This is a genomic window from Achromobacter sp. RTa (assembly GCF_000757485.1).
GTDB lineage: Bacteria > Pseudomonadota > Gammaproteobacteria > Burkholderiales > Burkholderiaceae_B > Achromobacter.
Window position 1 is genome coordinate 31,918 of record NZ_JPYO01000046.1, and the last position, 23,512, is coordinate 55,429.

Genomic DNA, 23,512 nt, shown 5'->3' on the forward strand with positions numbered 1-23,512 from the left:
GGTTCCTTTTGAGAGGGAGCCGGGCGGATGCCCGGCGGATCGGCGCTAGGCCGGGGCGCAGCATGCCGATTGCTTGGCCAGCAGCTCGGCATCGCATTTGGGGCAGAACTCGTGGCGTCCCGCCAGGTAGCCATGGTTGGGGCAGATGGAGAACGTGGGCGTGATCGTGATGTACGGCAGCCGGAAGTTCGACAGCGCGCGGCGCACCAGCTCCTTGCATGCGCCGGCGGACGACACGGCTTCGTTCATGTACAGGTGCAGCACCGTGCCGCCGGTGTACTTGCCCTGCAGCGTTTCCTGCAGTTCCAGCGCATGGAACGGATCGTCGGTATGGCCCACCGGCAACTGGCTGGAGTTCGTGTAGTAGGGCTGCGATTCGCTGCCGGCCTGCAGGATGGCGGGGTAGCGCTTCCGGTCTTCGCGGGCGAAACGGTAGGTGGTGCCTTCCGCGGGCGTGGCTTCGAGGTTGTACAGGTGGCCTGTCTGTTCCTGGAACTCGGTCATGCGGGCGCGCACTCGGTCGAGCAGCCTGACCGCCATGGCATGGCCCGCCGCCGTGGTGATGTCTTCGGCGTCGTCCGTGAAGTTGCGGATCATCTCGTTGATGCCGTTCACGCCCAGGGTGCTGAAGTGGTTGCGCAGCGTGCCCAGGTAGCGCCGGGTGTAGGGGTACAGCCCCTGGTCGATATAGCGCTGCACTACCTTGCGCTTGGTTTCCAGCACGTCGCGGCCCAGTTCCAGCAGATGGTCCAGCTGCTGCATCAGCCTGGCTTCGTCGCCCCGGCAGGTGTAGCCCAGGCGGGCGCAGTTCACGGTGACCACGCCGACCGAGCCGGTCTGCTCGGCCGATCCGAACAGGCCGTTGCCGCGCTTGAGCAGTTCGCGCAGGTCCAGCTGCAGGCGGCAGCACATGGAACGCACCATATGCGGCTCAAGGTCGGAGTTGAGGAAATTCTGGAAGTAGGGCAGCCCGTAGCGCGCCGTCATCTCGAAGAGGCGCTCGGTATTGGGATGGTCCCAATCGAAGTCGGGCGTGATGTTGTAGGTGGGAATGGGGAAGGTGAACACGCGGCCCTTCGCGTCGCCGGCCATCATGACTTCGATGTAGGCGCGGTTGATCATGTCCATCTCGGCTTGCAGATCGCCGTAGGCGAACGGCATTTCCTCGCCGCCCACGTAGGGGATCTGCTCCTTGAGATCGGCCGGGCAGGTCCAGTCGAAAGTCAGGTTGGTGAAGGGCGTCTGCGTGCCCCAGCGGCTGGGCACGTTCAGGTTGTAGATCAGTTCCTGCATGGCCTGCTTCACGTCGGCATACGTCATGGCGTCGCGGCGGATGAAGGGCGCCATGTAGGTATCGAAGGAACTGAAGGCCTGCGCGCCGGCCCATTCGTTCTGCAGCGTGCCCAGAAAGTTGACGATCTGGCCGATGGCGGCGGACATATGGCGCGGCGGCGTGGCTTCCACTTTGCCGGGAATGCCGTTGAACCCTTCGGTCAGCAGCTGGCGCAGCGACCATCCCGCGCAGTAGCCGCTGAGCATGTCCAGGTCATGGATGTGGATGTCGCCCTCGCGGTGGGCGTGCCCGGCTTCCGGCGCGAACACGTTGGACAGCCAGTAGTTGGCGGTGACCTTGCCGGCCACGTTCAGGATCAGGCCGCCCAGGCTGTAGCCCTGGTTGGCGTTGGCGTTGACGCGCCAGTCGCGCTGCTCCAGGTATTCCTCCATGGCGCTTTCCACATCGACCAGCGTGTGGCGCAGCGAGCGCAGCCGGGCGTGTTGTTCACGGTAGACGATGTAGGCGCGCGCGGTGCGCCAGTGGCCCGCCTGGACGAGCACTTCCTCCACGCGGTTCTGGATGGTTTCCACGCCCGGGCAAGGGTTGTCCGCCAGCGAGGCGATGACGGCATCGGTCAGCGCCTGGGCGCCCGCCAGGTCCAGCTCCCCGGTGCTTTGTCCCGCCGCCGCCATGGCCTGGGCGATCTTGTCGCGGTCGAACGCCGCGACGCGGCCGTCGCGCTTGAGAATGTGCTGGATATGCATGACTGACACCATATGTAGTAGGGTGTGAAAACTCTACCACCACATATGGTGCGATCGGCGGGCGGCGAGGAGCAGATATCGGCCTCGCTTGATGCGCGTCAAATGCGCAATCGGGGCTTGTGCAAGGCCCTTTCCGGGCAGCGGCCCTAGAAACCGATGCCGATCCCGGCCAGCGATATCGCCACGGCCAGGGCCGCCGTGCGCGCCGCCGGGCGCGGCGCCCAGGAAAGCATCCCGACCCACAGCAGGGCGCCGGCGGACAGCCAGCCCAGCCACGCCACGACGCCCACGGTATTGCCCCACAGGCCGACGCAGGGCAGCAGGGCCAGCGCCAGCAAGAGCACGCCGGCTCCGCGCAGCACGCGGGTATGGCCCGAGGACGGGTCGCGGCCCCAGACCTGGTCGTAGTGCCGCGGCATGGCCAGGCTCAGGCAGGCCATGCCGGAATACGTCAGCAGCAGGGCCATGGAAATGGCGTACAGGTCGTTGGAATTCATGCCGCTGCCCTTTCGTTCGAGCGGGATTTGCGCTGGGGCTGCGCCGATGCGGGCCGTTTCCACAAACGGAGGGCCGCCCAGCCCGATAGTACGCCGAAAGCGACGGCGCTCAGTTCGACGCCCGCGCTTTCCCAGTCGCCGCGCGCGATCTGCGCGTAGGGATGGTCGCCCAAGGTGGCGAACGACAGCACCGGCAGCAGCAGGCACAGCGCGGACAGCACGGCCAGCTGCGTGATCCACGCGCGGCGCGGGCTGCACAGCCAGGCGTGCGCCAGGGCCAGCGCCCAGACCAGGAAGAAGCAGCGCAGTTCCCATGCGGCGCGGTTCTCCAGGGCGACGGGCAGAAGGCGATTGGCCCAGAAGTAGCCGATGCAGGCGACGGAGAGGCCGGCCAGCGCGGCCACGTTGAGCCCTTCGATCAGGCGGTAGACGCGCGCCGTAGCCCCGCCGAACTCGTCGCCGAGCTTGGCGCGGCGCTTGGCCATGAACAGCACGGCGCCGGTGCCCATCATGGCGGCGCCCGCCAGGCCGCAGATGAAATACAGCCATTGGATCGCAAGGCCGCCGAACTTCGCCATGTGCAGGTCGCCCATCACCTGGCGCGTCAGCGCGGGTGCGCCGCCCAGCACCTCGCCGGGCGGCCGCACGCGCAGCAGCTCGCCGCTGGCGGAAAACTCCGCCATCCCGGTGGTGGCGCTGATATTGCGGAAGGTATCGGCGTCTTCGTTCCAGCCATAGACGCCGATGCGCATGGAGCTGTCTTCCGGATTGCGGATGACGATGGCCCGCGCCGTCTGCCCGATCAGGCGTTCGCCATGCGCCACGATGGGCTCCAGCGCGGGCATCGCCTGCGCCACGCCGCTGCGCGGGAGCTTCTCCTCGCCTTCCATTTCGCCGAAATAGTGTCGGGCGGCTTCGGGGCCGGAGCCGTAGGCCGCGGCGATGGGGGCGGGCATGAGCGTGGAGCCGGAGATCACGATGCCGGTGTAGGCGATCATGAACTGGAAGGGCAGGGTGAGCACAGCCACCGCATTGTGCGCGTCCAGCCACGAGCGCTGGCCCTTGCTGGCGCGGAACGTGAAGAAGTCCTTGAAGATGCGTTTGTGCGTGACCACGCCAGAAATCAGGGCCACCAGCATCGCCATGGTGGCGAAGGCGACGATCCACAGGCCCAGGCCGGCGTCGTGCAAGGTGTAGTGGAAGTCGACGAAATGCGAGCCGCCCAGCGTGGCCCGGCCTTCCGCCTCGTGGTGGTCGTCGAGCTCGGCGCCGGTGACAGGATCCAGCTCGGCGTCGGCGTACATGCCGTTCTTGTCGAACCAGTACGCCGTCAGGCCGTTGCCGTGGTAGCGGTCGACCGGCCAGATTTCCCACATGCCGGCGCCTGCATGGTGGCGCGCCATGTAGTCCACCGCCAGGCCGAGGCGCCGCGCTCGGTCCACGGGCGCATTTTCCTGTTGCGCGGCCAGCGCTTCCGCCTCGTGGTGCTCGGGCGTCATCCAGTGCGTGATGGGTTCGGAGAAAACGGCCAGCGAGCCGGTCAGGAAGACGGCGAACAGCAGCCAGGAGAACCATAGGCCGACCCACGTGTGGAGCCATGCCATGGACAGGCGGAAACCGGATTTCAGGGCGAGCCTCTTTGTTGTGATGCCGCCGCGAGCCGGGCGGCCTGGTTTTTATTGAGAATGGTTCCAATTCTAGTCTAAATAGGGCCAGTGTGAATGGGGCGCCGGCCTTTGTACTTTCTGCACGCGGGGCCCTCAAGCCGGCCGCCGCGAGACGGTTAGGCCACAGGCGATTCGCCCTGCGATGGGGCCGGGAACGAAGGTTGCTGGGCACGCGTTCCTACCCGCAAGGCCGCCGGTTCGCGGCGGCGGTGTCGCGACATGATCCACACAAAGGAGCGCCCAATGAAACGCAAAGCCGGAAATGCCCCGCAGATCGAGGAACTGCTATATCAGGCCCTGGAGACGGAAATAGGGGGATTGAATGTGTACGAGACCGCGGTGTCCTGCGCCGTCAACGAAGACCTGAAGAAGGAATGGCTGGAATACCTGGAGGAAACCCGCACGCATCGCCGCGTGCTGCTGACCGTGTTCGAACAACTGGGCCTGGACCCGGAGCGCCAGCCGCCGGGGCGCGAAGTGGTGCGCCATATCGGCGAGTCGCTGGTCAAGGCGATGAAAATGGCGATCGCCGCGGGCGATCCGGATGCCGCCCAGTTGGTTGCGGCGGAATGCGTGGTGCTGGCCGAGACGAAGGACCATGCGAACTGGACGCTGATCGGCGTGATCGCCGACCAGCAGGGCGGCGTGGAGGCCAAGGTGCTCAAGCAGGCCTATGACGCGGTCGTCACCGACGAGGAGCACCACCTTTATCACACGAAAGGCTGGTCGCGGGAGCTGTGGATCGACGCCTTGGGTTTTCCCGCCGTGCTGCCGCCTCCCGAAGAGGTCAAGCAGGTGGAGTCCGCGATCGGCGCATCGCGCGCCGAGCAAGCCCGCGGCAAGATGCTCAGCCACTAGGAGGCCCGCCATGCCCAGCAAGAAATCCGCAGGAAAGCCTGCCTCGGCTGCCGCCGTCGAGACCGCCTACCTGAATACCGATAGCGGACCGGGGTCGGGGCCGGCGGGCGCCGCGCGGCGTCCGGCCTTGAAGCGGGCCGCGTCCGTGGACGCCACGGCCAGCGCCATTCCGCACAACGCCGGCAAGGCGGCGGAGTATGGCGAGGAAGCCGCCCGCTGTCCCTATGCCGGCACGGCGGCGCCGGCGCCGGACTCTTCCGCCGGGGCCAGCACCCTCTCCGAGGGCGAGGCGTCCGGGAAGACCAACGGCCCGGCCGCGCCGGGCGTGAATGCCGCCGACGGCCGGCTGGAGCGCGTCCGCGCGGACGCCACCGGCCAGGCCCTGACCACGAACCAGGGAGTGCGGGTCAGCGACAACCAGCACTCGCTCAAGGCGGGCGTGCGCGGACCGGCCCTGCTGAAGGACTTCGTCCTGCGCGAGAAGATCACCCACTTCGACCATGAACGCATTCCGGAGCGCATCGTGCACGCGCGGGGCTCCGCGGCGCACGGCTATTTCGAATGCCTCCGGCCGCTCACCGACCTGACCATGGCGGCGCCGTTCGCCGAGAAGGGCAAGCGCACGCCCGTCTTCGTGCGCTTCTCCACGGTGGCCGGAGAGCGGGGCTCCAAGGACACCGCGCGCGACGTCCGCGGTTTCGCCGTGAAGTTTTATACCGAAGAGGGCAATTGGGATCTGGTCGGCAACAACATGCCGGTGTTCTTCATACAGGATGCGATGAAGTTTCCGGATCTGGTGCACGCCGTGAAGCCGGAGCCCCATCACGGCATGCCGCAGGCCGCCTCCGCGCACGACACGTTCTGGGACTTCGTGTCGCTGATGCCGGAATCCACCCACATGCTCATGTGGCTCATGTCGGACCGCGCCATTCCGCGCAGTTTCAGGATGATGCAGGGTTTCGGCGTGCATACCTTCCGCTTCGTCAACGCCGCCGGCGAATCCCGGCTGGTGAAGTTCCACTGGAACCCGTTGCTGGGCACGCATTCCCAGGTGTGGGACGAGGCGGTCAAGGTTTCCGGGGCGGATCCCGACTTCCATCGGCGCGATCTTTGGGAAGCCATCGACGCGGGCAACGGCCCGCAATGGGAACTGGGCGTGCAGGTCTTCACCGAGGAAGAGGCGGAGCGGTTCAGTTTCGACGTGCTGGACGCCACCAAGATCGTGCCGGAGGAACTGGCGCCGGTGGTGCCCGTCGGCAGGCTGGTGCTGGACCGCAATCCCGACAATTTCTTCGCCGAGACGGAGCAGGTCGCGTTCTGCGCGGCTCATGTGATTCCCGGCCTGGATTTCACCAACGACCCCTTGCTGGCCGGGCGCATCCATTCCTACGTGGACACGCAGATATCGCGGCTGGGCGGCCCGAATTTCCACGAGATTCCGATCAACGCGCCGCTGGCTGCCGTGCAGAACAACCAGCGCGACGGCATGCATCGCCAGGCCATTCATCGCGGCCGGGTGGCGTACGAACCCAACTCGTTGGCGGGAGGCTGTCCGTTCCAGGCCGGCACGGACGGTTTTGTGTCCTTTCCCGAGCCGGTCGCGGGCGACGAGCTGCGCGGGCATCCGGAGAAGTTCGCCGAACACTACAACCAGGCCACGCTGTTCTATGCCAGCCAGACCGATTGGGAGCGGCGCCACATCGCCAGCGCCTTCGCCTTTGAACTGAGCAAGGTGACGGTTCCCGCAGTGCGCCGGCGCATGGTCGCGTCCTTGCGCAATGTGGCCGACGAACTGGCGCGGGACGTGGCGGACGGCTTGGGCATGGAGCTGCCGGATCCTTTACCGCGCGCCATCGCCGACCCGCCCAGGCCGGAGGTCGATGTTTCTCCCGCCTTGTCCCTGACGGCGAGGCCCGGCGACGGCAGCGTCGCGACGCGCAAGGTCGCCATCCTGGTGGCGGAGGGCGTGGACGCCAAGGCCGTGTCGGCCATTGCCGATGCGTTGATCGGCGCGGGCGTCGTCGTCAGGCTGGTGGGCCAGCGGATCGGTCCCATAGCGGCGGAGGGCGGCCGGATGCTGGACGCCGACGCGTCCCTGGACAACCAGCCGTCGGCGTTGTTCGACGGGGCGGTGGCGCCCGGAGGCGGGCCGGCCGCCGAGCGGCTGCGCGCCGATGGGCGGGTGCTGGAGTTCCTGCGCGATGCGTACCGCCACGGCAAGACGCTGATGGGCATGGGCGAAGGCAAGCAGCTGTTCGCCGCCGCCGGCATCGCGCCGGACGAGGCCGACGGCGGCCTCTTGCTGGTCGACGGGGAGCCGGGCAATAGCGCGCCCATGTTCCTGGAGGCGTTGGCCCGGCATCGCCATCCCGAACGCGAGACCAGTCCGCCCGCGGTGTAGGCCGGTTTACCCATCTGCGCATATTGACAACGCGGGCCCGCCTGCCAATACTTGCCCAGGCAAGTCGGGGCGGGCGCCGTGTGGCGCTTGCCGTCCTCAAACCAGGAGGCAGTATGCGTCGCGTATCCGCTTTGCCATGCAAGATTCACGGTTGGTTGTGGGCCAGCCTTTTTTTATGGGCGGCGAGCTTCTGTCTGGCCGGCCAGGCTCGCGCGGACACGGCCGCCGAGATCGGCCGCGACGCCCGCGCCGCGCTCGAACGGCTGTACCATCAGGAGCCCAAGACGCGGACGCTGGGAGAAAAGGCGGTTGCGGTGCTGGTCTTTCCCAGCATCCTGAAAGGCGGGCTGCTGGTCGGCGCGGAACATGGCGACGGCGCGCTGTTGCGGCGCGGCAAGGTCAGCGCCTATTACACGATATCTGCGGTGTCGTTCGGCCTGCAGGCGGGCGCTCAGAAGTTCGGCTATGCGCTCTTCTTCATGAACGAGGCGGCCCTGACCTTCCTGGGCCAGAGCGACGGCTGGTCGCTGGGATCGGGCCCGACCCTGGTCATGGTGGATGAGGGCTATGCGGCCAGCATCACCACCACGACCTTGACCCAGGACGTCTACGCCGTGCCTTTCGGCGAGCAGGGGCTGATGGCCGGCGTGGGCCTGGAAGGATCCAAGATCAGCCAGGCCGATCCCCGCTGATTCCCGGGATGCCCGGCCCGCTGGGCCGGGTGCCGGTTTCAGTCCAGCGTGATGCCGGCGCGCGTGGCCACTTCGGTAAAGGTGCGCAGCTCTTTCGCGATCTGCGCCCGGAAGGCTTGCGCGGGCAGGTAGACGGGGTCCAATGCCAGGTCCGCGACCGATCTGCGCACTTGCTGGTCTTCCATGATTTCCGACACGGCGCGGCTCAGCGTCTGCACGACCGGGGCGGGCGTGCGGGCCGGCGCGACCAGTCCGTACCAGCCGACGAAGGACACGCCGGGCATGCCGGCTTCGGCGAATGTCGGGACGTCGGGCAGTTGCGGCATGCGGCGCTCGCCCGTGACGGCCAGCGCGCGCACCTTGCCGGCGCGGGCCTGAGGCGCGGCGGACGACACCGTGTCCACGCCCAGGTCGACCTCGCCGCCGATCATGGCGGTGACCAGCTGGGCGCTGCCCTTGTAGGGCACCGGGATCATCTTCGCGCCCGCGGCCTCCGCGAACATCTCGCCGGCCAGGTGGGGCGCGGACCCGGGGCCGAAGGTGCCATACATCAGTTCGCCCTTGGCGCTGCGCTGCCGCGCCAGCGCGGCGGCTTCCTGCGCGGTGCCGGCTTCCAGGCCATTTTTCGCCAGCAGCACCACGGGCGCCATGGCGACGATGGCGATGTGTTCATAGCTGCGCTCCGGATCGTAGGGCAGGCCGGCCTTGAGCGCCGGCAGCACGGTGTAGGTCGTGCTGCCCGACAGCATCAGCGTGTAGCCGTCCGGCTGGGCGCGCGCCGCGGCCTCCGCGCCGATCACGGTGGACGCGCCCGGTCTGTTTTCCACGATGACGGCCTGGCCCAGCTTGCCCGACAGCTTGTTGGCCAGCAGGCGGGCTACCGCGTCGGTCGCCCCGCCTGGCGTGAAGGGCACGACGATCTTGATCGCCTGCTCGGGATAGGCGGCCTGCGCGGCGCCCGTGAGCGCCGCAAGAGACAGGGATAACGCCGCCGCGGCGGCACGCAATTTGACGGTCATGACGGGAGTCCGGTCAGGTTGGAAGGGATGCCGGCGCGGCCGCCTGGCGCAGGGCGGCGCCTTGATCGCCGAGGTCCCAGAACAGGCCGGCCATGATCGCCAGGCCTTCGCGCGCGACGCTGCCCAGCAGGTGCTCGTTCGGCGCGTGCTGGGCGCAGGCGGGATACGAATGCGGCACCCACAGGGTGGGCAGGCCGAGCAGGTCCGCGAAGATGTCGTTGGGCAGGGAGCCGCCCAGGTTGGGCAGCAGCGCCGGCCGCTTGCCGGTCGTGCGCTCCAGCGAGGCGGCGGCCCAGCGCACCCAGGGATTGTCGGGCGACAGGCGGGTGGCGCCCGCCTGCATTCCCACGCGAACCTCGATGCCGTCGAACCCGCCGGCCCGCAGATGTTGCCTTACATGCGTTTCCAGCGCCCGCCAGTCGGTGCCGACCACGAAGCGCAGCTGGCACCAGGCCGAGGCTTCGGGCGGAATGGCATTGACGGGCTTGGCCGGATCGCCGGCGCCGAAGGTCAGCACGTCCAGGCTGTTCCAGCCGAACACCTTTTCGGGGCCGGTCAGGCCGGGCTCGCCCCAGTGCGCGTCGATCCGGGGATCGTCCTCGCCGCCGCCCACCTCCAGGTCGGCCAGCGCGGCGGCCACTGCCTCGGGTATGGGAGGCGGGCGCAGGCCGGGCACCGCGATGCGGCCGCGCGCGTCGACCAGCGTGGCGATCGCGTGCGCCAGCACGATGGCCGGATTGGCCAGCAAGCCGCCCCAGTTGCCGGAGTGATAGCCGCGTTCGCGGGCGCGCAGCTTGAGTTCGAAGTTCACCGCGCCGCGCGAGCCCATGAAAAGCGTGGGACGCTGTGCGCCCAGGCGCGGCCCGTCGCTGGCGATGAACACATCGGCCGACAGGGCGTCGCGCTGGGCTTCGCAGAAAGCCGCCAGCCCGGGCGAACCGGCTTCTTCGCCGGTCTCGATGAGCCAGGTCGCGTTGAAACCCAGCTTGCCGCCGCGCGCGGCGATCACCTGCCGCATGGCCTCCAGGTTGATGCTGTGCTGCCCTTTGTTGTCGGCGGTGCCGCGTCCGTACCAGCGGTCTCCTTCGACGTGCAGGCGCCAGGGATCGCGGCCCGCGTCCCATTTGGCGGCGTTGCCGCGCACCACGTCGCCGTGCCCGTACATCAGCACGGTGGGCAGCCCGGGGGCTTCTTCGCGGCGCGCCAGCAGAATGGGCAGGTCCACGCCGGCCGGATTGGCATGGACCTGGCAGGAGAAACCGAGGTCCCGCAAGTGGGGAACCAGGTCTTCGTTCAGGTAGGCATGCTGCGCGGGCGCCTGTTCGGGCACCTCGCTTTCGGTCGCGTAGGCGACGCGCCGGGCCAGCGTGGCCTGTAGCGCGCCGCTATCGTAGGAATCCAGGGCGAGGAGGAGGGCTTGTTCGCGGGTCACGTCATTGCTGCATGGATGTGGGGAGGCACAAAGTTATTACGCTTCATCGCGTGCCACAATTAGATAATTGGCATTCAATCGTTGCCGTAAAGGCATGGCTAAAGGGGTTGGCATGATTTCGTTGGGCTTGAGGTATTTCCTGGAGGTGGCGCGCTGCGGCTCCATCGCCGGCGCGGCCGCCTCGCAGCACGTGGCGGCCTCTGCCGTCAGCCGCCAGATCTCCAAGCTGGAGGACGGGCTGGGCGTCGCGTTGTTCGAAAGGCAGGCGCGCGGCATGGAGCTCAGCCAGGCCGGGCTCCAGCTGGCCGCTTATGCCAACGCCGCCGCGCTGGAGGCCGAGCGCGTCACCACCGAGATCCGCCAGCGCGGCCAGCTGGGCGACGTGACGATAAGGCTGGCCTGCACCGAAGGCTTCGCCCACCGTTTCCTGCCCATGAGCATGGCCGAGTTCAAGCGGATCCGGCCGGAGGCGCGCTTCCACCTGCACGTGGAGCGGCCCGAAGAAGTCAGCCGCCAGGTGCTGGAAGGGCTGTCGCAGATGGCGCTGCGCTACACCACGGCGCAGGACGACCGGCTGAAAACCGAACTGTTGGTCCGCGCGCCGGTCTACGCCGTCATGTGCCGCGCGCATCCGCTGGCCGGCCGCCGCAGCGTCGGCATGCGCGACCTGGCCAAGGTGCCGCTGTCGGTGGGCGATCACGGCACGACGGTCAGGCAGCTGTTCGACGCGGCCTGCGCCAATGCGGGCCTGCACATCGAGCCCGCGTATGTATCGAACCATTCCGCCGCCTTCCTGCCCATGCTGCCGGGAAGCTCCATCGTGGCCCTGTCGGGATACCTGACCGTCATGGGGCAGGAAGAGGCCAGACTGGTCGCCGTGCCGTTCAGCAACCCCGAGATGCGGCAGCGGAGCATTCAGGTGCTGACGCTGCAAGGCCGCACCCTGCCGCCGCTGGCCCGGGAGTTCCTGGAGTTCATGGCGGCGAGGTTGACCATGGCGCCAAAGGCGCCGGAGGCCGGGGAGTAGGCGGCAGGCCCCGGGGGGCTACCTCGCTGCGGCGGCCCGCCAGCGCAGGCGCAGCCGCTCCAGCGCCAGATACACGATAGGCGTGGTGTAAAGCGTCAGGAACTGGCTGATCATCAGCCCTCCGACGATGGCGATGCCCAAGGGACGCCGCAATTCCGAGCCTTCGCCCATGCCGAGCACCAGGGGCAGCGCGCCCAGCAGGCCGGCCAGGTTGGTCATCATGATGGGGCGCAGGCGCAACAGGGCGGCGCGGTGGATGGCTTGCTCGGGCGTGAGCCCTTCGCGCCGCTCGAGGCCGAGCGCGAAGTCGATCATGAGGATGGCGTTCTTCATGACGATGCCCACGAGCAGGAATAGCCCGAGCAGCGCGATCAGCGTGAACTCCATGCCGGCCAGCCGCAGCGCCAGCAGCGCGCCCACGCCGGCAGAGGGCAGGGTGGACAGGATGGTGAGGGGATGCAGCGGGCTTTCGTACAGCACGCCCAGCACCAGATAGATGGCGACCAGCACGGCCAGGATCAGCCAGGGCTGGTCCTGCAGGCTTTGCTGGAAGTTGCGGGCGTCGCCGCCCAGGCGGGTCTGGATGTGGGAGGGCACCATCAGCCTGGCCATGGCGGCATCGATGGCGGCCAGGCCCTGCTCCAGCGACACTCCTTCCGCCAGCGAGAATCCGACCCACACGGCGGCGAACAGGCCGTCGTGGTAGACGCGATCGTTGACCAGGCCATATTTGTAGGTGGCGAACGCCGTCAGCGGCACGCGCTCGCCGTTCGCGGCCACGACCTGCACCCTTTCCAGCACGTCCGGATCCTCCGTGTAGCGGGGATCGAGCTCCAGCACTACGCGGTACTGGTTCATGGCGTCGTACAGCGTGGCGACCTGCCGTTGGCTGAAGGAGTTGCTGAGTACGCTGCCGATGGTGCCCATGTCCACGCCCAGCCGCTGCGCCGCGCTGCGGTCGATGTCGATCATCACCTGTTGCGTGGCGCCGTCGCCCTCGGCGTCCACATCGCGCAGCTCGGGGATCTCCTGCATGGCTTTTGAAATCTTCCGCGACCAGTCGCGCAGCGCCGGAACGTCGCTGGCCATGATGGCGAGTTCGTGGTCGCCCGAATTGCCGAAGCCGCCGGGCATGCGCAGGTCCTGGTCCACGTTCAGGAAGAACATGCCGCCCGGCACCGGCGGGGCGTTCGCGCGCAGCCAGTTGATGACCTCGGTGGACGATTCCTTGCGTTGGGAGACGGGCTTCAGGCGGATCAGGAAGAGCGAATTGCTGATGCCCAGATTGCCGCCGTTGTAGCCGATCACGTCCTGCACGGCGGGATGCTTGAGCACCAGCTGGCGGTACACCTCGATCTTGGGCTGCATGACCTGGAACGAGAAGCCGTCGTCGCCGCGCACGAAGCCCACGAGCTGCCCGGTGTCCTGCACGGGCAGGAAGCCCTTGGGCGCCTGCACATAGAGATAGACGTTCAGGCCGATTACGCCGGCCAGCAGCAACAGCGTCAGCCGGGCATGGCCCAGCACGCGCGCCAGGCTGCTGCCGTACCACGCGTGGATGCGCGCATGGAACGCCTGCATCCGCGACTTGCGGCCGCCCGCGCCTGGCGGCGGGGCCGGCTTGAGCCAGCGCGCGCAAAGGCTGGGGATGATGGCCACCGACACGGCCAGCGAAATGACGGTCGCCGCAACCAGGGTGATGGAGAACTCGCGGAACAGCCGCTCCACCAGTCCGCCCATGAACAGGATGGACACGAACACCACGCTCAGCGCCACGGTCATGGCGACCAGGGTGAAGCCGACCTCGCGCACGCCGCGCAGCGCCGCCGCGCGCGGCGACAGCCCGCGTTCGAGATGGCGCGAGATGTTCTCCAGGACGACGATGGCGTCGTCGACGACCAGGCCCGCCGCGACGATCAGCGCCATGAGCGACAGGTTGTTCAGCGAAAAGCCCCACAGGTACATGACGGCGAAGGTGGCGATCAGGCAGACCGGGATCGCCACGCTGGGTATGGCCGCCGCGCGGGCATTGCCCAGGAAGGCCCATACCACCAGGATCACCAGCGCGGTGGCCAGCCCCAGCGTGATGTGGGCTTCGCGCAAGGTCGCGTCGATGCCGGGCGAACGGTCCAGCGCGACGGTCAGGTCCACGTCGGCGGGCATGAGCAGGCGCAGGCCGGGCAGGGCCTGGTTGATGGCCTGGATGGTCTCGATGATGTTCGAGCCCGGCTGGCGGCTGATGGTCAGGACGACGGCCGGATTGCGATTGTGGAACCCGCTGCTGTAGCGGTTTTCCACGGAATCGCTCACGCGCGCCACCTGCGACAACCGGATGACGGCGCCGTCCTGGTGGCGCACGATGAGGCTGTCGTACTCGCGCGCGCTGCGCGGCTGCCCCGGCGTGCCGACCTCCCAGCGCCGCGTGGCGGAATCCAACTGCCCTTGCGGCCCCATGGGCGCGGCGTCGGCGATCGCCTGGCGCACGTCGTCCAGCGCCACGCCGTAGTGGGCCAGCGCGTTGGGATTGACCTGCACCCGCACGGCGGGCAACGAGCTGCCGCCCATCGTCACCTCGCCCACGCCGTTGATCTGCGAAATCTTCTGTGCCAATACGGTGGCGCCCAGGTCATAGAGCTGGCCCGCGGGACGGGTCGGGGAACTGAGCGCCAGGGCCATGATGGGAGCCTGCGACGGATTGACCTTGCGGTAGCTGGGGTTGCCGGGCATGCCAGCGGGCAGTTCGGCCCGGGCGGCGTTGAGGGCGGCCTGCACGTCGCGCGCCGCTTCGTTGATGTCGCGGTCCAACTCGAACTGCAACTGCACGCGGGTGGCGCCCTGGTTGCTGGAGGATGACATCGCGCTGACGCCCGCGATGCTGCCCAGCGCGCGCTCCAGCGGCGCGGCCACCGTGCTGGCCATGCTCTCGGGGCTGGCGCCCGGCAGTTCAGCGCGCACTTCGATGGTGGGGAAATCCACCTGCGGCAGCGGCGCCACGGGCAGCAGCCGCCAGGCCACGGCGCCCAGCAGCGTAAGCGCCAGCGCCAGGAAGAGGCAGGCGACGGGGCGGTGCGCCAGCGCCCGGATCATGGCGCGGGGCCTTCAGCTCCGGGCCGGGCCGCGGAGGCGCCGCGGCGTGCGCCCAGGCGGTGGAAGAACAGATAGACCGCCGGCGTGGTGAACAGCGTCAGCACCTGGCTGACCAGCAGCCCGCCCACCATGACCCAACCCAGCGGCTGGCGCAGTTCCGCGCCCGAACCGGTGGCCAGCATGAGCGGCAGCGCGCCGAACAGCGCCGCCAGCGTGGTCATCAGGATGGGGCGCAGGCGCAGCAGGGCCGCTTCGCGGATGGCGGCCTGGGGCGGCAGTCCGCGCGTGCGCTCGGCCTCCAGCGCGAAGTCCACCATCATGATGCCGTTCTTCTTCACCAGCCCGATCAGCAGGATGATGCCGATGACCGCGATCAGGTCCAGCGGGCGTCCGGTGAGCAGCAGCGCGAGCAGGGCGCCCACCGTGGCCGAGGGCAGGGTGGACAGGATGGTGACGGGATGGATGGCGCTTTCGTACAGCATGCCCAGCACCAGGTACATGGTGACGACCGCCGCCAGCATCAGCCATAGCGTGTTCGACAGGGAAGCCTGGAAGGCCGACGCCGCGCCTTGCAGCCGCAGCTCCACGCTGGCGGGCATGCCGATTTCCTGCCGGGCCGATTCGATGGCGGCGATGGCCGCGCCCAGCGAACCGCCGCGCGGCAGGTTGAACGACAGGTTCACCGCCGGAAACTGCGACAGGTGGTTGACGGCCAGGGGCACCGCGCGTTCGCTGACGGTCGCCAGCGCCGACAGCGGGATGGCCTGCCCGTCCTCGGTCTGCAGGTGGATGCGCTCGAGCGCGTCCGGGCTCAGCGCCAGTTTGCGATCCACCTCCAGCACGACGCGGTACTGGTTGGATTGCGTGAACAGCGTGGCGACCTGGCGCTGGCCGAAGGCGTTGTAGAGCGTCTGCGCCACATCGTCCATGGTCACGCCCAGGCGGGCTGCGGTGTCGCGCGAGACTTGCAGGTAGGCCTGGCGGCCGTCGCCCTGCTGGTCGGACGAGATGTCCGCCAATTCCGGCGCCTGCGCCAGCCGCCGCGTCAACGCGCTGCTCCAGCGGGAAAGCAGGGCGGCGTCCGGCGAGGTCAGGGTGAACTGGTACTGGCCCCGGCTGACGCGGTCCTCGATATTGAGTTCCTGGACGGGCTGCAGGAACAGCGAGATGCCCTGGACTTCCCGGGCGCGGGCGTCCAGCCGGGCCATGATGTCCGCCAGCGGCGCGCTGCGCTCGGCCCAGGGCTTCAGATTGACGAGCAGCCTGCCGGTATTCAGCGTGGCGTTCATGGCGTCGATGCCGATGAAGGACGACAGACTGGCGACGTCGGGATCGGCCAGCAGGCTTTGGGCCACCGCTTGCTGGCGGCGCGCCATCGCGTCGAACGAGGTGCTCTGCGACGATTGCGTCACGCCCTGCAGCGTGCCGCCGTCCTGCACCGGGAAGAAGCTCTTGGGCACGGCGAGGTACAGCAGCCCGGTGAGCGCCACGGTGGCCAGCATGGCGGCCAGCGTCAGGCGCTGGTGCCGCAAGGTGGCGTCCAGCCAGCCGGCGTAGCGGGCCTGGATCCGGTCCAGCAGGCCCGGGCGGGTATCCGCGTGGGCGGGCAGCAGCCGCGCGCACATCATGGGGGTAAGGGTGAGCGAGACCGCCAGCGAGATGAGAATGGCGACCGCGAGCGTGACGGCGAATTCGCGGAACAGCCGGCCCACCACGTCTTCCATGAAGAGCAGGGGGATCAGCACGGCGATCAGCGACAGGGTCAGGGAAACCAGCGTGAAACCGATCTGGCCGGCGCCCTTGAGCGCGGCGGACAGGGGGCTGTGGCCCTGTTCGCGATAGCGCGCGATGTTTTCCAGCATGACGATGGCGTCGTCCACGACGAAGCCCGCGCCGATGGTCAGCGCCATCAGGGTGAGATTATTGGTGGAGAAGCCCGCCAGGTGCATGACGCCGAACGTGCCGATCAGGGATAGCGGCACGGCCAGGCTGGGAATCAGCGTGGCGGGCAGGTTGCGCAGGAACAGGAAGGTGACCAGCACGACCAGCCCCACGGCGAACGCCAGTTCCCACTGCACGCCCCGCACGGACGCGCGGATGCTTTCCGTGCGGTCGGTCAGGACGCGCACCTGTACGGCGGCGGGCAGGCTGGACGTCAGCTGGGGCAGCAGCGCCTTGACCTGGTCGGCCACGGCGATCACGTTGGCGCCCGGCTGGCGCTGGATGTTCACGAGCACGGCGGGCTGTTCGTCGACCCAGGCCGCCAGGTAGCGGTCCTCGGCGCCGTCCTCCACGCTGGCGACCTGTCCCAGCCGCACGGGCGCGCCATTGCGCCAGGCCACGATCAGCTCGCGGTACTCTTCGGCGCTCTGGAGCTGATCGTTGGCGTCCATGATGACCGAGCGCACCGGCCCGTCGAAGCTGCCCTTGGGCTGGTTCGAGTTGGCCTTGCCGATGGCCTCTTGCACATCGGCCAGCTGCAGGCCGCGCGCGGCCAGCGCCATCGGATTGACCTGCACGCGCACGGCCGGCCGCTGGCCGCCCGCCAGGCTCACCATGCCCACGCCGGACAGCTGCGACAGGCGCTGCGTCATGCGCGTGTCGACCAGGTCGTAGACCTTGGGCAGGGGCAGGGACGCCGAGGTAACCGCCAGCGTCAGGATGGGCACGTCGGCGGGGTTGACCTTGCGGTACACGGGCGGGGTGGGCAGGTCCCCGGGCAGCAGCGAGCCGCTGGCGCTGATGGCGGCCTGGACTTCCTGTTCGGCCACGCCCAGCGGCACGTCCAGGGAAAACTGCAGCGTTACCACGGAAATGCCGCTGCCGCTGGTGGAAGACATCTGCTTCAGGCCGGGGATCTGCCCGAAGCGCCGCTCCAGCGGGGCCGTGACGGCGCGGGCCGTGACGCTGGGGCTGGCCCCCGGGTACTGCGTGATCACCTGGATGATGGGGTAGTCCACCTGCGGCAGCGCCGCCACCGGCAGCATGCGCCAGGCCAGGATGCCCGACAGCAGCAGGGCGATCATCAAGAAGGACGTGGCGACCGGGCGCAGGATGAAGGGGCGTGACAGGCTCATGAGTCCTGCCCGACGATGAGCACGTCCCGGCCGTCGTGCAGGCGGTCCACGCCTTCCACCACGACGAGTTCAGCGGGGGCCAGCCCCGCTTCCACTGCGATGCGGCCGGCGTTGGAGGGCCCCAGCCGCAGCACGCGGCGGCTGGCGCGCCGGTCTTCCCCGATCACGAAGACGAAAGCGCCTTCGGATCCGTACTGCACCGCGGCCGTCGGAATGGTCACGACGTTATCCTGCTGCACCACCGCCAGCCGGATATTGACGAACTGGTTCGGAAACAGCGCTTCGTCGGCGTTGTCGAACCGGGCCCGCAGCCGCACCGTGCCGCTTGCGGCCTGGATGCGGTTGTCCAGCGCTTCCAGCGTGCCTTCGGCGAGGATGCGGCGGTCATCGGCATCCCAGGCCTGCACGCGCAGGGCGGCGGCGCGCGCCTGCGCCTGGCGCAGGATGTCCAGCCGCGTTTCCGGGATGCTGAACAGCACCGAGATCGGACGGATCTGCACCAGCGTGGCCAGGCCCTCGGTGTCGTCGGCCCGGACGTGGTTGCCGGCGTCGATGCGCCGCAGCCCGATGCGTCCGTCCTGGGGCGCGACGATGCGGGTATGGCCGAGCAGCCGCCGCGCGTCGGCGACCTGCGCCTCATTCTTCATGCGCTGCGCGGAATAGGCCCGTGCCTGCGCCTCGGCGGTGTCCAACTGCTGTCCGGCGACGGCGTCCTGGCGGGCCAGCCTGCGGTAGCGCTGCAGGTCAGCGGTGGCATTGTCCAGCAGCGCCTGGGTGCGGGCCAGTTCGCCTTCCGCGGAGGCCAGCGCCGCAAGATAGGGTCGCGCGTCGATCTCGGCCAGCAGCTGGCCCTGCGCAACGGCCTGGCCTTCGGTGAAATGCAGCTTCAGCAGTTCGCCGTCGACCTGCGGGCGCAGCACGGCCCGCGCCAGCGGGGTCACGGTGCCGAGCGCGTGCAGGTCGCGCTGCAGCGGACCGACACTGGCGGCCGCCACGCTGACGGCGACGGGGATCTGGCCGTACTCGGGCGGGCGGACGCCAGCGGGGCTCTTGGGGCCGGTCAGCCAGAACGCCAGGGCGGCGAGGGCGGCCAGCGCCAATACGGCCGCCAGCAGCATCAGGCGTTTGGAATGGGAACCAGGGCCCGCGGGAAGGGGCAGGGACATCGGGACTGCCAAGCTTGGGGATTGGGGACAGCTCGGATTCTATATGAATAATAATGATTACCGTTTCTTGGTCAGTAAATTGTCAGGTCATTTCCCGCGCGCATTCCGCGATGCCGCGGCGTCAGCCGATACGCGCGCTGCCGCTGCCCGAGCAGCACCCGCCGCAGCACGGTCAGATGGGGAAATTCCACCAGCATGCCGATGACCAGGGCTGCGTGGATCAGCGGTTCGTCCGGCATCGCGGCCATGGTCAGTGCCAGCATCAAGGGCGCGTTGCGGGCGGCGATGCTCATCGTGAGCAGGGCGTGTTCCGGATAGGCGAGTCGGCCCAGCCGGCTGATGGCTTCGCCCAGCAGGTAGGTGCATGCGAAGAAAACGAACACCGCCAATAGAACCCAGGCGAAGGCGTTGCGGTGTTCGAGGATGACGGTGACGTTCGCGGCGAAGATCTCCATCGCCAGCAGCGCGATCACCCAGGGGACGGCGCGGTCCATGCGCTGCAGCAGACGGCTGAACCGCTTGCCGCCCAGCAGCCGGCGCAGGCCGTAGTGCGTCGGCACGGCCACGGCAAGGGGAACCAGGAACCAGTGCAGCAGCGTATCGCCGATGACCCCGGCCTCGACCTGTACGGATCCCTGCGCGAAAAGGCGCAGATAGGCCGGATACAGCAGGAGCTGTCCGATCATGTTGATCGGGATGAGGGCCGTGCCCAGGGCGACATTGCCGCGCGCCAGACGGGTGAAGCCAAGGAACCAGTCCGTGCAGGGCGCCATGAAGTAGATCGCCAGCCCGACCAGCAGCGAGGGATGGGCTGCCAGCACGGCGCTGGCGATGGCGTAGCCTGCGGCTGGAACGAATACGTAGGTCGCCAGCGCCGCCAGCGCCAGGAAGCGCAGGTTGCCCCAGGCGCGCACCACGGCGTCGAAGCGCACGCCGAAAAAAAGCAGCGTGACCAGGATGAGGAGGGTGGCGTTGACGTGCCCGCCCAGCAGTTCGCCCGTCGCGGGCCAGTGGTGGCCGATGGCCGCGCCCGCAACGATGCTGGCGGTCAGCAGCAAGGAAATTCCGGCCTTGCGGACGGCGTTTCCCAGGACGTTCAGCACTCGCAGCCCTCGCAGCAATCGCTGTTGCCGAATGGTCCCCAGGCGCCCGGGCCTGTTTCCAGGGCGCTGGTGTCGCGGTCCAGGCGCAGCCCGATGCTGCGGGCGATCAGGGCGTAGCGCTGGCGGAACTTGTAAATGAAGCAGTAGATGCGCTTGTCCTGGCGCACTTGCGGGCCAGCCATGAACAGCCCCGGCGCGGCCGTGGATTCATCGGACTCGGTCAGCAGGACCCGGCCATCGTCGTCCCATTCCCAGAGTTCGGCGATCTGCCGCGCGCCGCCGCCCTTGAGGAATCCGGTTCCGAGTATCGGGGCCTGCTTTTCGTCCCAGTACCGGCCGTCGCCCGCGTGGATGCGGAATCCGCCTCCCTCGTGCCGCGTCAGGCCGACGACGTCCACGCCGAACGCGATCTCCAGCCGGCCGGTGTCGACGGCTGCGTACAGCCGCTGGCGGGTGTAGGGCGAGAGCGACAGGCTGGGGTCGTGCGGAGCCTGGGGATCCCATGTCGACTTGCGGGCGAGCAGCCGCGTCGTGCGCCCGAGCCTGACCAGGTTGACGGCCGCGTCGACGCCGCTCTCGTAGCCGCCGATCACGGTGTAGCGGCCGGCCTGGAAGCGCGCCCAGTCGTCCACCTGGGCGTAGTGCGGGCACCATTGCGCGCCGGGAAAGGGCGCAAGGTCGGGGAACTGGAATTCACCCGTGGCCCAGACCAGGAACCCGGCCTGCAGCTTGCCCTTGGACGTATCGAGGATGAAGCCGCCTCCGGGCAGCGCCCCGACCGCCAGGACCTTGCAACCGGTGGTGATGGGGAGTCCATGCCCCTGGGCGATGTAGCCCAGGTACTCGGCGTACTGCGGGCCGCTGGGGTGCTCGGCGCCGGTGTGGATGGCCGGCGAACTCAATTCGTTCACGGCGTTCAGGTCGGCCAGGCCGAAGGGGTTGCTATGGAAGGACGGCGTGATGAAGCGCGCCTGCGCCGGCCAGCGCAGGAAAGATTCGCCCACGCGCCCGGCCTCGAGCACCCCGAACTTCAGCCCCGGCACCTTCTGCAGCGCCAGGGCCGCGCCGATGCCGGCTGCCCCCGCGCCGACCACGGCGACATCCAGGCGATGCATTACGCATTCCTGTTCTTGGCGCCGCCCTGGCGGGCCTTGAAGCGCGGATTCGACTTGCAGATGACGTAGATGCGGCCGCGGCGGCGCACGACCTGGCAATCGCGGTGGCGCGTCTTGGCGTCTTTGAGCGAGGAGAGGACTTTCATGGGGCTCCTTTCGGGCTAAGGGGAGAATCGACAGGAGAGGTGCATGGCGTGCGGATCCTGGCTTGTAAAAACGTGATGTTATAACGTATCAATAGCGAACTCAAGCGCCTGCGGGAGCCGCGTAAAATGCGGCTTTCCTCATTCCTGGCGCGGGCTTGCCGCGCCCTTCACAAGGAGGACGAGCTGGCTCCCTTGGAGACCGTGGCGATCGAGCTCAAGGCCAAGCTGGTCTTCTGCTTCGACCATGCCTGCAAACAAAAGGAATTGAGCAAGAAGGAACGGCAGCTCGCTTCCGAGATCGCGGCGCAGTTGGTGGAAGAGACCCTGTGCGGCCTGGAGCTGGACGGCACGCCGGGCGAATGCGACATCGATCGCCTCAAGGCCCTTTACCGCAAGCATGCCGGCAGCGATTTCGACGCGGACTTTGCCGAAGAGCGCGAGGCGCCGGCGCAAGCGCTTCCGGTCCCGCAAGAGAATGCGGACGGCGCCGCGCAGGCTTTGCTGGCCGAAGCCCGCGCGCTGGCGGGCGCGGAGCCGGAGCGCCGGGGCGCGCTGGGCGAAGACCGCTATGCGGAATACAACCGGGCGCTGGAGGCGCGCTTGGCAGGCGTGGCAGGGGAAATCGCCGCCGCCGAACGCGGCTTCAAGTCGCGCTATCAGTTCGACCCGGAGCAATCCATCGATCCTTCCGACTTGATGGAGGATCTGGAAGGCGAAATCGCCGACGTGCGCGACTACATCGGCGAACTGGAGTTCGAACTGTCGCAGTTCGTGGACATGCAGCAGGTCAAGGCCTGGCTCCAGGCCATGAAACAGCAACTGGCCGCGACCCGCCGGCGCGAAGCGCGCGGCTGAGCGCGGCGGGGGCCAGGGTTCAGGCAGCGGGACGCCGGACCGCCGGCACCACGCGCATCGCAGGCGCCGCCGCCTTGCCCGCGTCCGCCCGCGGACGGATCATCAACGGGAAGAAGCGCCACAGGTACAAGGCGAACGCCAGCGCCCAGGCGCTGGCCGACGCATGCAGCAATCCAAGCATGGCCGTGGTGGGCAGCAGGGCTGCCAGGCGCAGCAGCGCCGCCACGATCACCAGCACGTAGCTGGCGACCATGCTGCGGTCGGTCTGCAGCGGCCGGCCCAGGTGGCCCAGCGCCGTGCGCGTCACCATGCCGATAATGAGCACCGAGAAACCGGCCACGCCGATCACGTGCGCAGGCCAGGCGGTCCGCAGCACGTAGCCGCTCAATTGCGCGGCCCCGACGAGCAGGCCGATACCCAGGCCGCCGTAGCCCGCGTACAGGATCCACAGCAGCGGCACGCGGCGCACGGCCCAGGGCTTCCAGGAAATCCATTGCGCCAGCGCGATCGCGCCGGTCGCAGCCAGCGCCGCCGCGGCCACTTGCGGCCGGCCGGCCAGCAGGCAGGCGATGGCGACGACGCCCGTGCCCAATTGCCAGTGGCCGCTGCGGGTATGCGGCGGGATGTCCAGGCCCGCCACGGCGCGCTTCGCGAAGAAGGGGATGATGCGGCGGGCGATCAGCAGGGTCAGCACGGCCATGCTCAGCAGGCCCGCGTTGAAGTAGCGCATCAGCGCGAAATAGTCGCCCTGGACCGTGGCCCAGAGATAGAGCGCGTTGGTGAGGCCCAGGGCCAGCAGCAGCAGCGGAACGCCATAGTTGCGCCGGTTGCGCGTGACCGCGACGGCGCGGCCCAGCGCGGCGGCGGCCCACAGGAAGAACAGCAGGTCGGCCGCGGCGGCCGCCAGGAATGCCGGCCGTCCGGGCACGAGATACCCCGCGCGCGCCACGATCCACACCACGCACAGGGCGGCCAGGGCGTTGCCGCGCAGCGGATTCCTGCCCGTCCAGTTGGCGCCGGCCGTCAGCAGGAACCCCACCGCGATGGTGGCCACGAAGCCCCACAGCATTTCGTGCGCATGCCAGGGCATGCCGCCCAGCACGCCCGTCAGCAGGGACGGAGCATGGACCCACAGCAGCACGGACGCCAGCGCCCAGAAGCAGCCGGCCAGGTATAGCGGGCGGAAGCCCATTTCGGTGAAGGCGCGCCATTGGGGGCGGGCGCGGCGCGCGGCCGCGTCAGGTTCTTCGATGGTCAGCAGCGTGCTCATGGGGGCCTGCGAGTTTAAAAGGTGTATTTCAAATACATATTAATACGCCCAGCAGCTTGT

The 23,512-nt window shown here is 68.5% G+C and carries 17 protein-coding genes; 5 read left to right on the forward strand and 12 right to left on the reverse strand.

Annotated features, from left to right (window positions below; translation table 11 throughout):
- Nucleotides 1–45 precede the first annotated feature (45 nt).
- The 3 genes from JL37_RS27310 to JL37_RS27320 form a co-directional block, all read right to left on the reverse strand.
- A complete protein-coding gene (locus tag JL37_RS27310; RefSeq protein ID WP_043548324.1) occupies nucleotides 46–2,040 on the reverse strand; it encodes a ribonucleoside triphosphate reductase in 1,995 nt (664 codons plus the stop codon).
- A 146-nt stretch (nucleotides 2,041–2,186) separates the two neighbouring features.
- Nucleotides 2,187–2,537, reverse strand: coding sequence for a DUF3325 domain-containing protein (locus JL37_RS27315; protein WP_043548325.1), 351 nt, complete (start codon nucleotides 2,535–2,537; stop codon nucleotides 2,187–2,189).
- Nucleotides 2,534–4,141, reverse strand: a complete 1,608-nt coding sequence (locus tag JL37_RS27320) for a PepSY domain-containing protein (RefSeq protein ID WP_081955231.1) — start codon at nucleotides 4,139–4,141, stop codon at nucleotides 2,534–2,536. The genes JL37_RS27315 and JL37_RS27320 overlap by 4 nt, the downstream gene beginning before the upstream one ends.
- A 306-nt stretch (nucleotides 4,142–4,447) precedes the next feature.
- On the opposite strand from JL37_RS27320, the gene JL37_RS27325 reads away from it, so the two are divergent.
- From JL37_RS27325 to JL37_RS27335, 3 genes are all read left to right on the forward strand, one after another.
- Nucleotides 4,448–5,062, forward strand: coding sequence for a ferritin-like domain-containing protein (locus tag JL37_RS27325; RefSeq protein WP_043548329.1), 615 nt, complete (start codon nucleotides 4,448–4,450; stop codon nucleotides 5,060–5,062).
- 10 nt (nucleotides 5,063–5,072) lie between these two features.
- Complete coding sequence (locus tag JL37_RS27330; RefSeq protein WP_043548330.1) at nucleotides 5,073–7,463, forward strand: catalase; 2,391 nt, start codon at nucleotides 5,073–5,075, stop codon at nucleotides 7,461–7,463.
- Between the two features lie 113 nt (nucleotides 7,464–7,576).
- The gene (locus tag JL37_RS27335; protein ID WP_043548331.1) at nucleotides 7,577–8,155 is read left to right on the forward strand and encodes a YSC84-related protein; all 579 of its coding nucleotides are present in this window, start codon (nucleotides 7,577–7,579) and stop codon (nucleotides 8,153–8,155) included.
- 38 nt (nucleotides 8,156–8,193) lie between these two features.
- Here the strand turns inward: JL37_RS27335 and JL37_RS27340 are convergent, their stop codons facing one another.
- Together JL37_RS27340 and JL37_RS27345 are read right to left on the reverse strand one after the other, a co-directional pair.
- Nucleotides 8,194–9,174, reverse strand: a complete 981-nt coding sequence (locus tag JL37_RS27340) for a tripartite tricarboxylate transporter substrate binding protein (protein WP_043548332.1) — start codon at nucleotides 9,172–9,174, stop codon at nucleotides 8,194–8,196.
- A gap of 13 nt (nucleotides 9,175–9,187) precedes the next feature.
- A complete protein-coding gene (locus JL37_RS27345; protein ID WP_043548333.1) occupies nucleotides 9,188–10,606 on the reverse strand; it encodes a M20 family metallopeptidase in 1,419 nt (472 codons plus the stop codon).
- Between the two features lie 112 nt (nucleotides 10,607–10,718).
- Between JL37_RS27345 and JL37_RS27350 the strand changes: the two genes are divergently transcribed.
- Nucleotides 10,719–11,633, forward strand: coding sequence for a LysR family transcriptional regulator (locus JL37_RS27350; RefSeq protein WP_043548334.1), 915 nt, complete (start codon nucleotides 10,719–10,721; stop codon nucleotides 11,631–11,633).
- Nucleotides 11,634–11,651: 18 nt separating this feature from the next.
- On the opposite strand, the gene JL37_RS27355 is transcribed toward JL37_RS27350, so the two are convergent.
- From JL37_RS27355 to ykgO, 6 genes are all read right to left on the reverse strand, one after another.
- Nucleotides 11,652–14,720, reverse strand: a complete 3,069-nt coding sequence (locus tag JL37_RS27355; RefSeq protein ID WP_043548335.1) for an efflux RND transporter permease subunit — start codon at nucleotides 14,718–14,720, stop codon at nucleotides 11,652–11,654.
- A complete protein-coding gene (locus JL37_RS27360) occupies nucleotides 14,717–17,797 on the reverse strand; it encodes a multidrug efflux RND transporter permease subunit (RefSeq protein ID WP_043548337.1) in 3,081 nt (1,026 codons plus the stop codon). Before JL37_RS27360 ends, JL37_RS27355 begins: the two co-directional genes overlap by 4 nt.
- Nucleotides 17,794–18,963, reverse strand: a complete 1,170-nt coding sequence (locus tag JL37_RS27365) for an efflux RND transporter periplasmic adaptor subunit (RefSeq protein ID WP_043548338.1) — start codon at nucleotides 18,961–18,963, stop codon at nucleotides 17,794–17,796. The genes JL37_RS27360 and JL37_RS27365 overlap by 4 nt, the downstream gene beginning before the upstream one ends.
- Nucleotides 18,964–19,034: 71 nt before the next feature.
- The gene (locus JL37_RS27370; protein ID WP_081955260.1) at nucleotides 19,035–20,066 is read right to left on the reverse strand and encodes an arsenic resistance protein; all 1,032 of its coding nucleotides are present in this window, start codon (nucleotides 20,064–20,066) and stop codon (nucleotides 19,035–19,037) included.
- Entirely contained in the window at nucleotides 20,060–21,181 is a 1,122-nt protein-coding gene (locus tag JL37_RS27375; protein WP_043548340.1) for an NAD(P)/FAD-dependent oxidoreductase, read from the reverse strand. Before JL37_RS27375 ends, JL37_RS27370 begins: the two co-directional genes overlap by 7 nt.
- Nucleotides 21,181–21,327, reverse strand: coding sequence for a type B 50S ribosomal protein L36 (gene ykgO, locus JL37_RS27380; protein ID WP_043548342.1), 147 nt, complete (start codon nucleotides 21,325–21,327; stop codon nucleotides 21,181–21,183). The genes JL37_RS27375 and ykgO overlap by 1 nt, the downstream gene beginning before the upstream one ends.
- A gap of 126 nt (nucleotides 21,328–21,453) precedes the next feature.
- Here ykgO and JL37_RS27385 point away from each other — a divergent pair, with 126 nt between their 5' ends.
- A complete protein-coding gene (locus JL37_RS27385) occupies nucleotides 21,454–22,182 on the forward strand; it encodes a hypothetical protein (protein ID WP_052097635.1) in 729 nt (242 codons plus the stop codon).
- Between the two features lie 19 nt (nucleotides 22,183–22,201).
- Here JL37_RS27385 and JL37_RS27390 read toward each other — a convergent pair whose 3' ends face one another.
- Entirely contained in the window at nucleotides 22,202–23,452 is a 1,251-nt protein-coding gene (locus JL37_RS27390) for an NnrS family protein (protein ID WP_043548343.1), read from the reverse strand.
- Nucleotides 23,453–23,512 lie beyond the last annotated feature (60 nt).

What these genes read in the sequence shown, in the direction of transcription:
- JL37_RS27375 (WP_043548340.1), bottom strand. Translation starts at nt 21,181, where the DNA reads ATGCATCGCCTGGATGTCGCCGTGGTCGGCGCGGGGGCAGCCGGCATC.
- JL37_RS27385 (WP_052097635.1), top strand. Translation starts at nt 21,454, where the DNA reads ATGCGGCTTTCCTCATTCCTGGCGCGGGCTTGCCGCGCCCTTCACAAG.
- JL37_RS27330 (WP_043548330.1), top strand. Translation starts at nt 5,073, where the DNA reads ATGCCCAGCAAGAAATCCGCAGGAAAGCCTGCCTCGGCTGCCGCCGTC.
- JL37_RS27360 (WP_043548337.1), bottom strand. Translation starts at nt 17,797, where the DNA reads ATGAGCCTGTCACGCCCCTTCATCCTGCGCCCGGTCGCCACGTCCTTC.
- ykgO (WP_043548342.1), bottom strand. Translation starts at nt 21,327, where the DNA reads ATGAAAGTCCTCTCCTCGCTCAAAGACGCCAAGACGCGCCACCGCGAT.
- JL37_RS27350 (WP_043548334.1), top strand. Translation starts at nt 10,719, where the DNA reads ATGATTTCGTTGGGCTTGAGGTATTTCCTGGAGGTGGCGCGCTGCGGC.
- JL37_RS27365 (WP_043548338.1), bottom strand. Translation starts at nt 18,963, where the DNA reads ATGTCCCTGCCCCTTCCCGCGGGCCCTGGTTCCCATTCCAAACGCCTG.
- JL37_RS27390 (WP_043548343.1), bottom strand. Translation starts at nt 23,452, where the DNA reads ATGAGCACGCTGCTGACCATCGAAGAACCTGACGCGGCCGCGCGCCGC.
- JL37_RS27315 (WP_043548325.1), bottom strand. Translation starts at nt 2,537, where the DNA reads ATGAATTCCAACGACCTGTACGCCATTTCCATGGCCCTGCTGCTGACG.
- JL37_RS27340 (WP_043548332.1), bottom strand. Translation starts at nt 9,174, where the DNA reads ATGACCGTCAAATTGCGTGCCGCCGCGGCGGCGTTATCCCTGTCTCTT.
- JL37_RS27355 (WP_043548335.1), bottom strand. Translation starts at nt 14,720, where the DNA reads ATGATCCGGGCGCTGGCGCACCGCCCCGTCGCCTGCCTCTTCCTGGCG.
- JL37_RS27325 (WP_043548329.1), top strand. Translation starts at nt 4,448, where the DNA reads ATGAAACGCAAAGCCGGAAATGCCCCGCAGATCGAGGAACTGCTATAT.
- JL37_RS27335 (WP_043548331.1), top strand. Translation starts at nt 7,577, where the DNA reads ATGCGTCGCGTATCCGCTTTGCCATGCAAGATTCACGGTTGGTTGTGG.
- JL37_RS27310 (WP_043548324.1), bottom strand. Translation starts at nt 2,040, where the DNA reads ATGCATATCCAGCACATTCTCAAGCGCGACGGCCGCGTCGCGGCGTTC.
- JL37_RS27320 (WP_081955231.1), bottom strand. Translation starts at nt 4,141, where the DNA reads ATGGCATGGCTCCACACGTGGGTCGGCCTATGGTTCTCCTGGCTGCTG.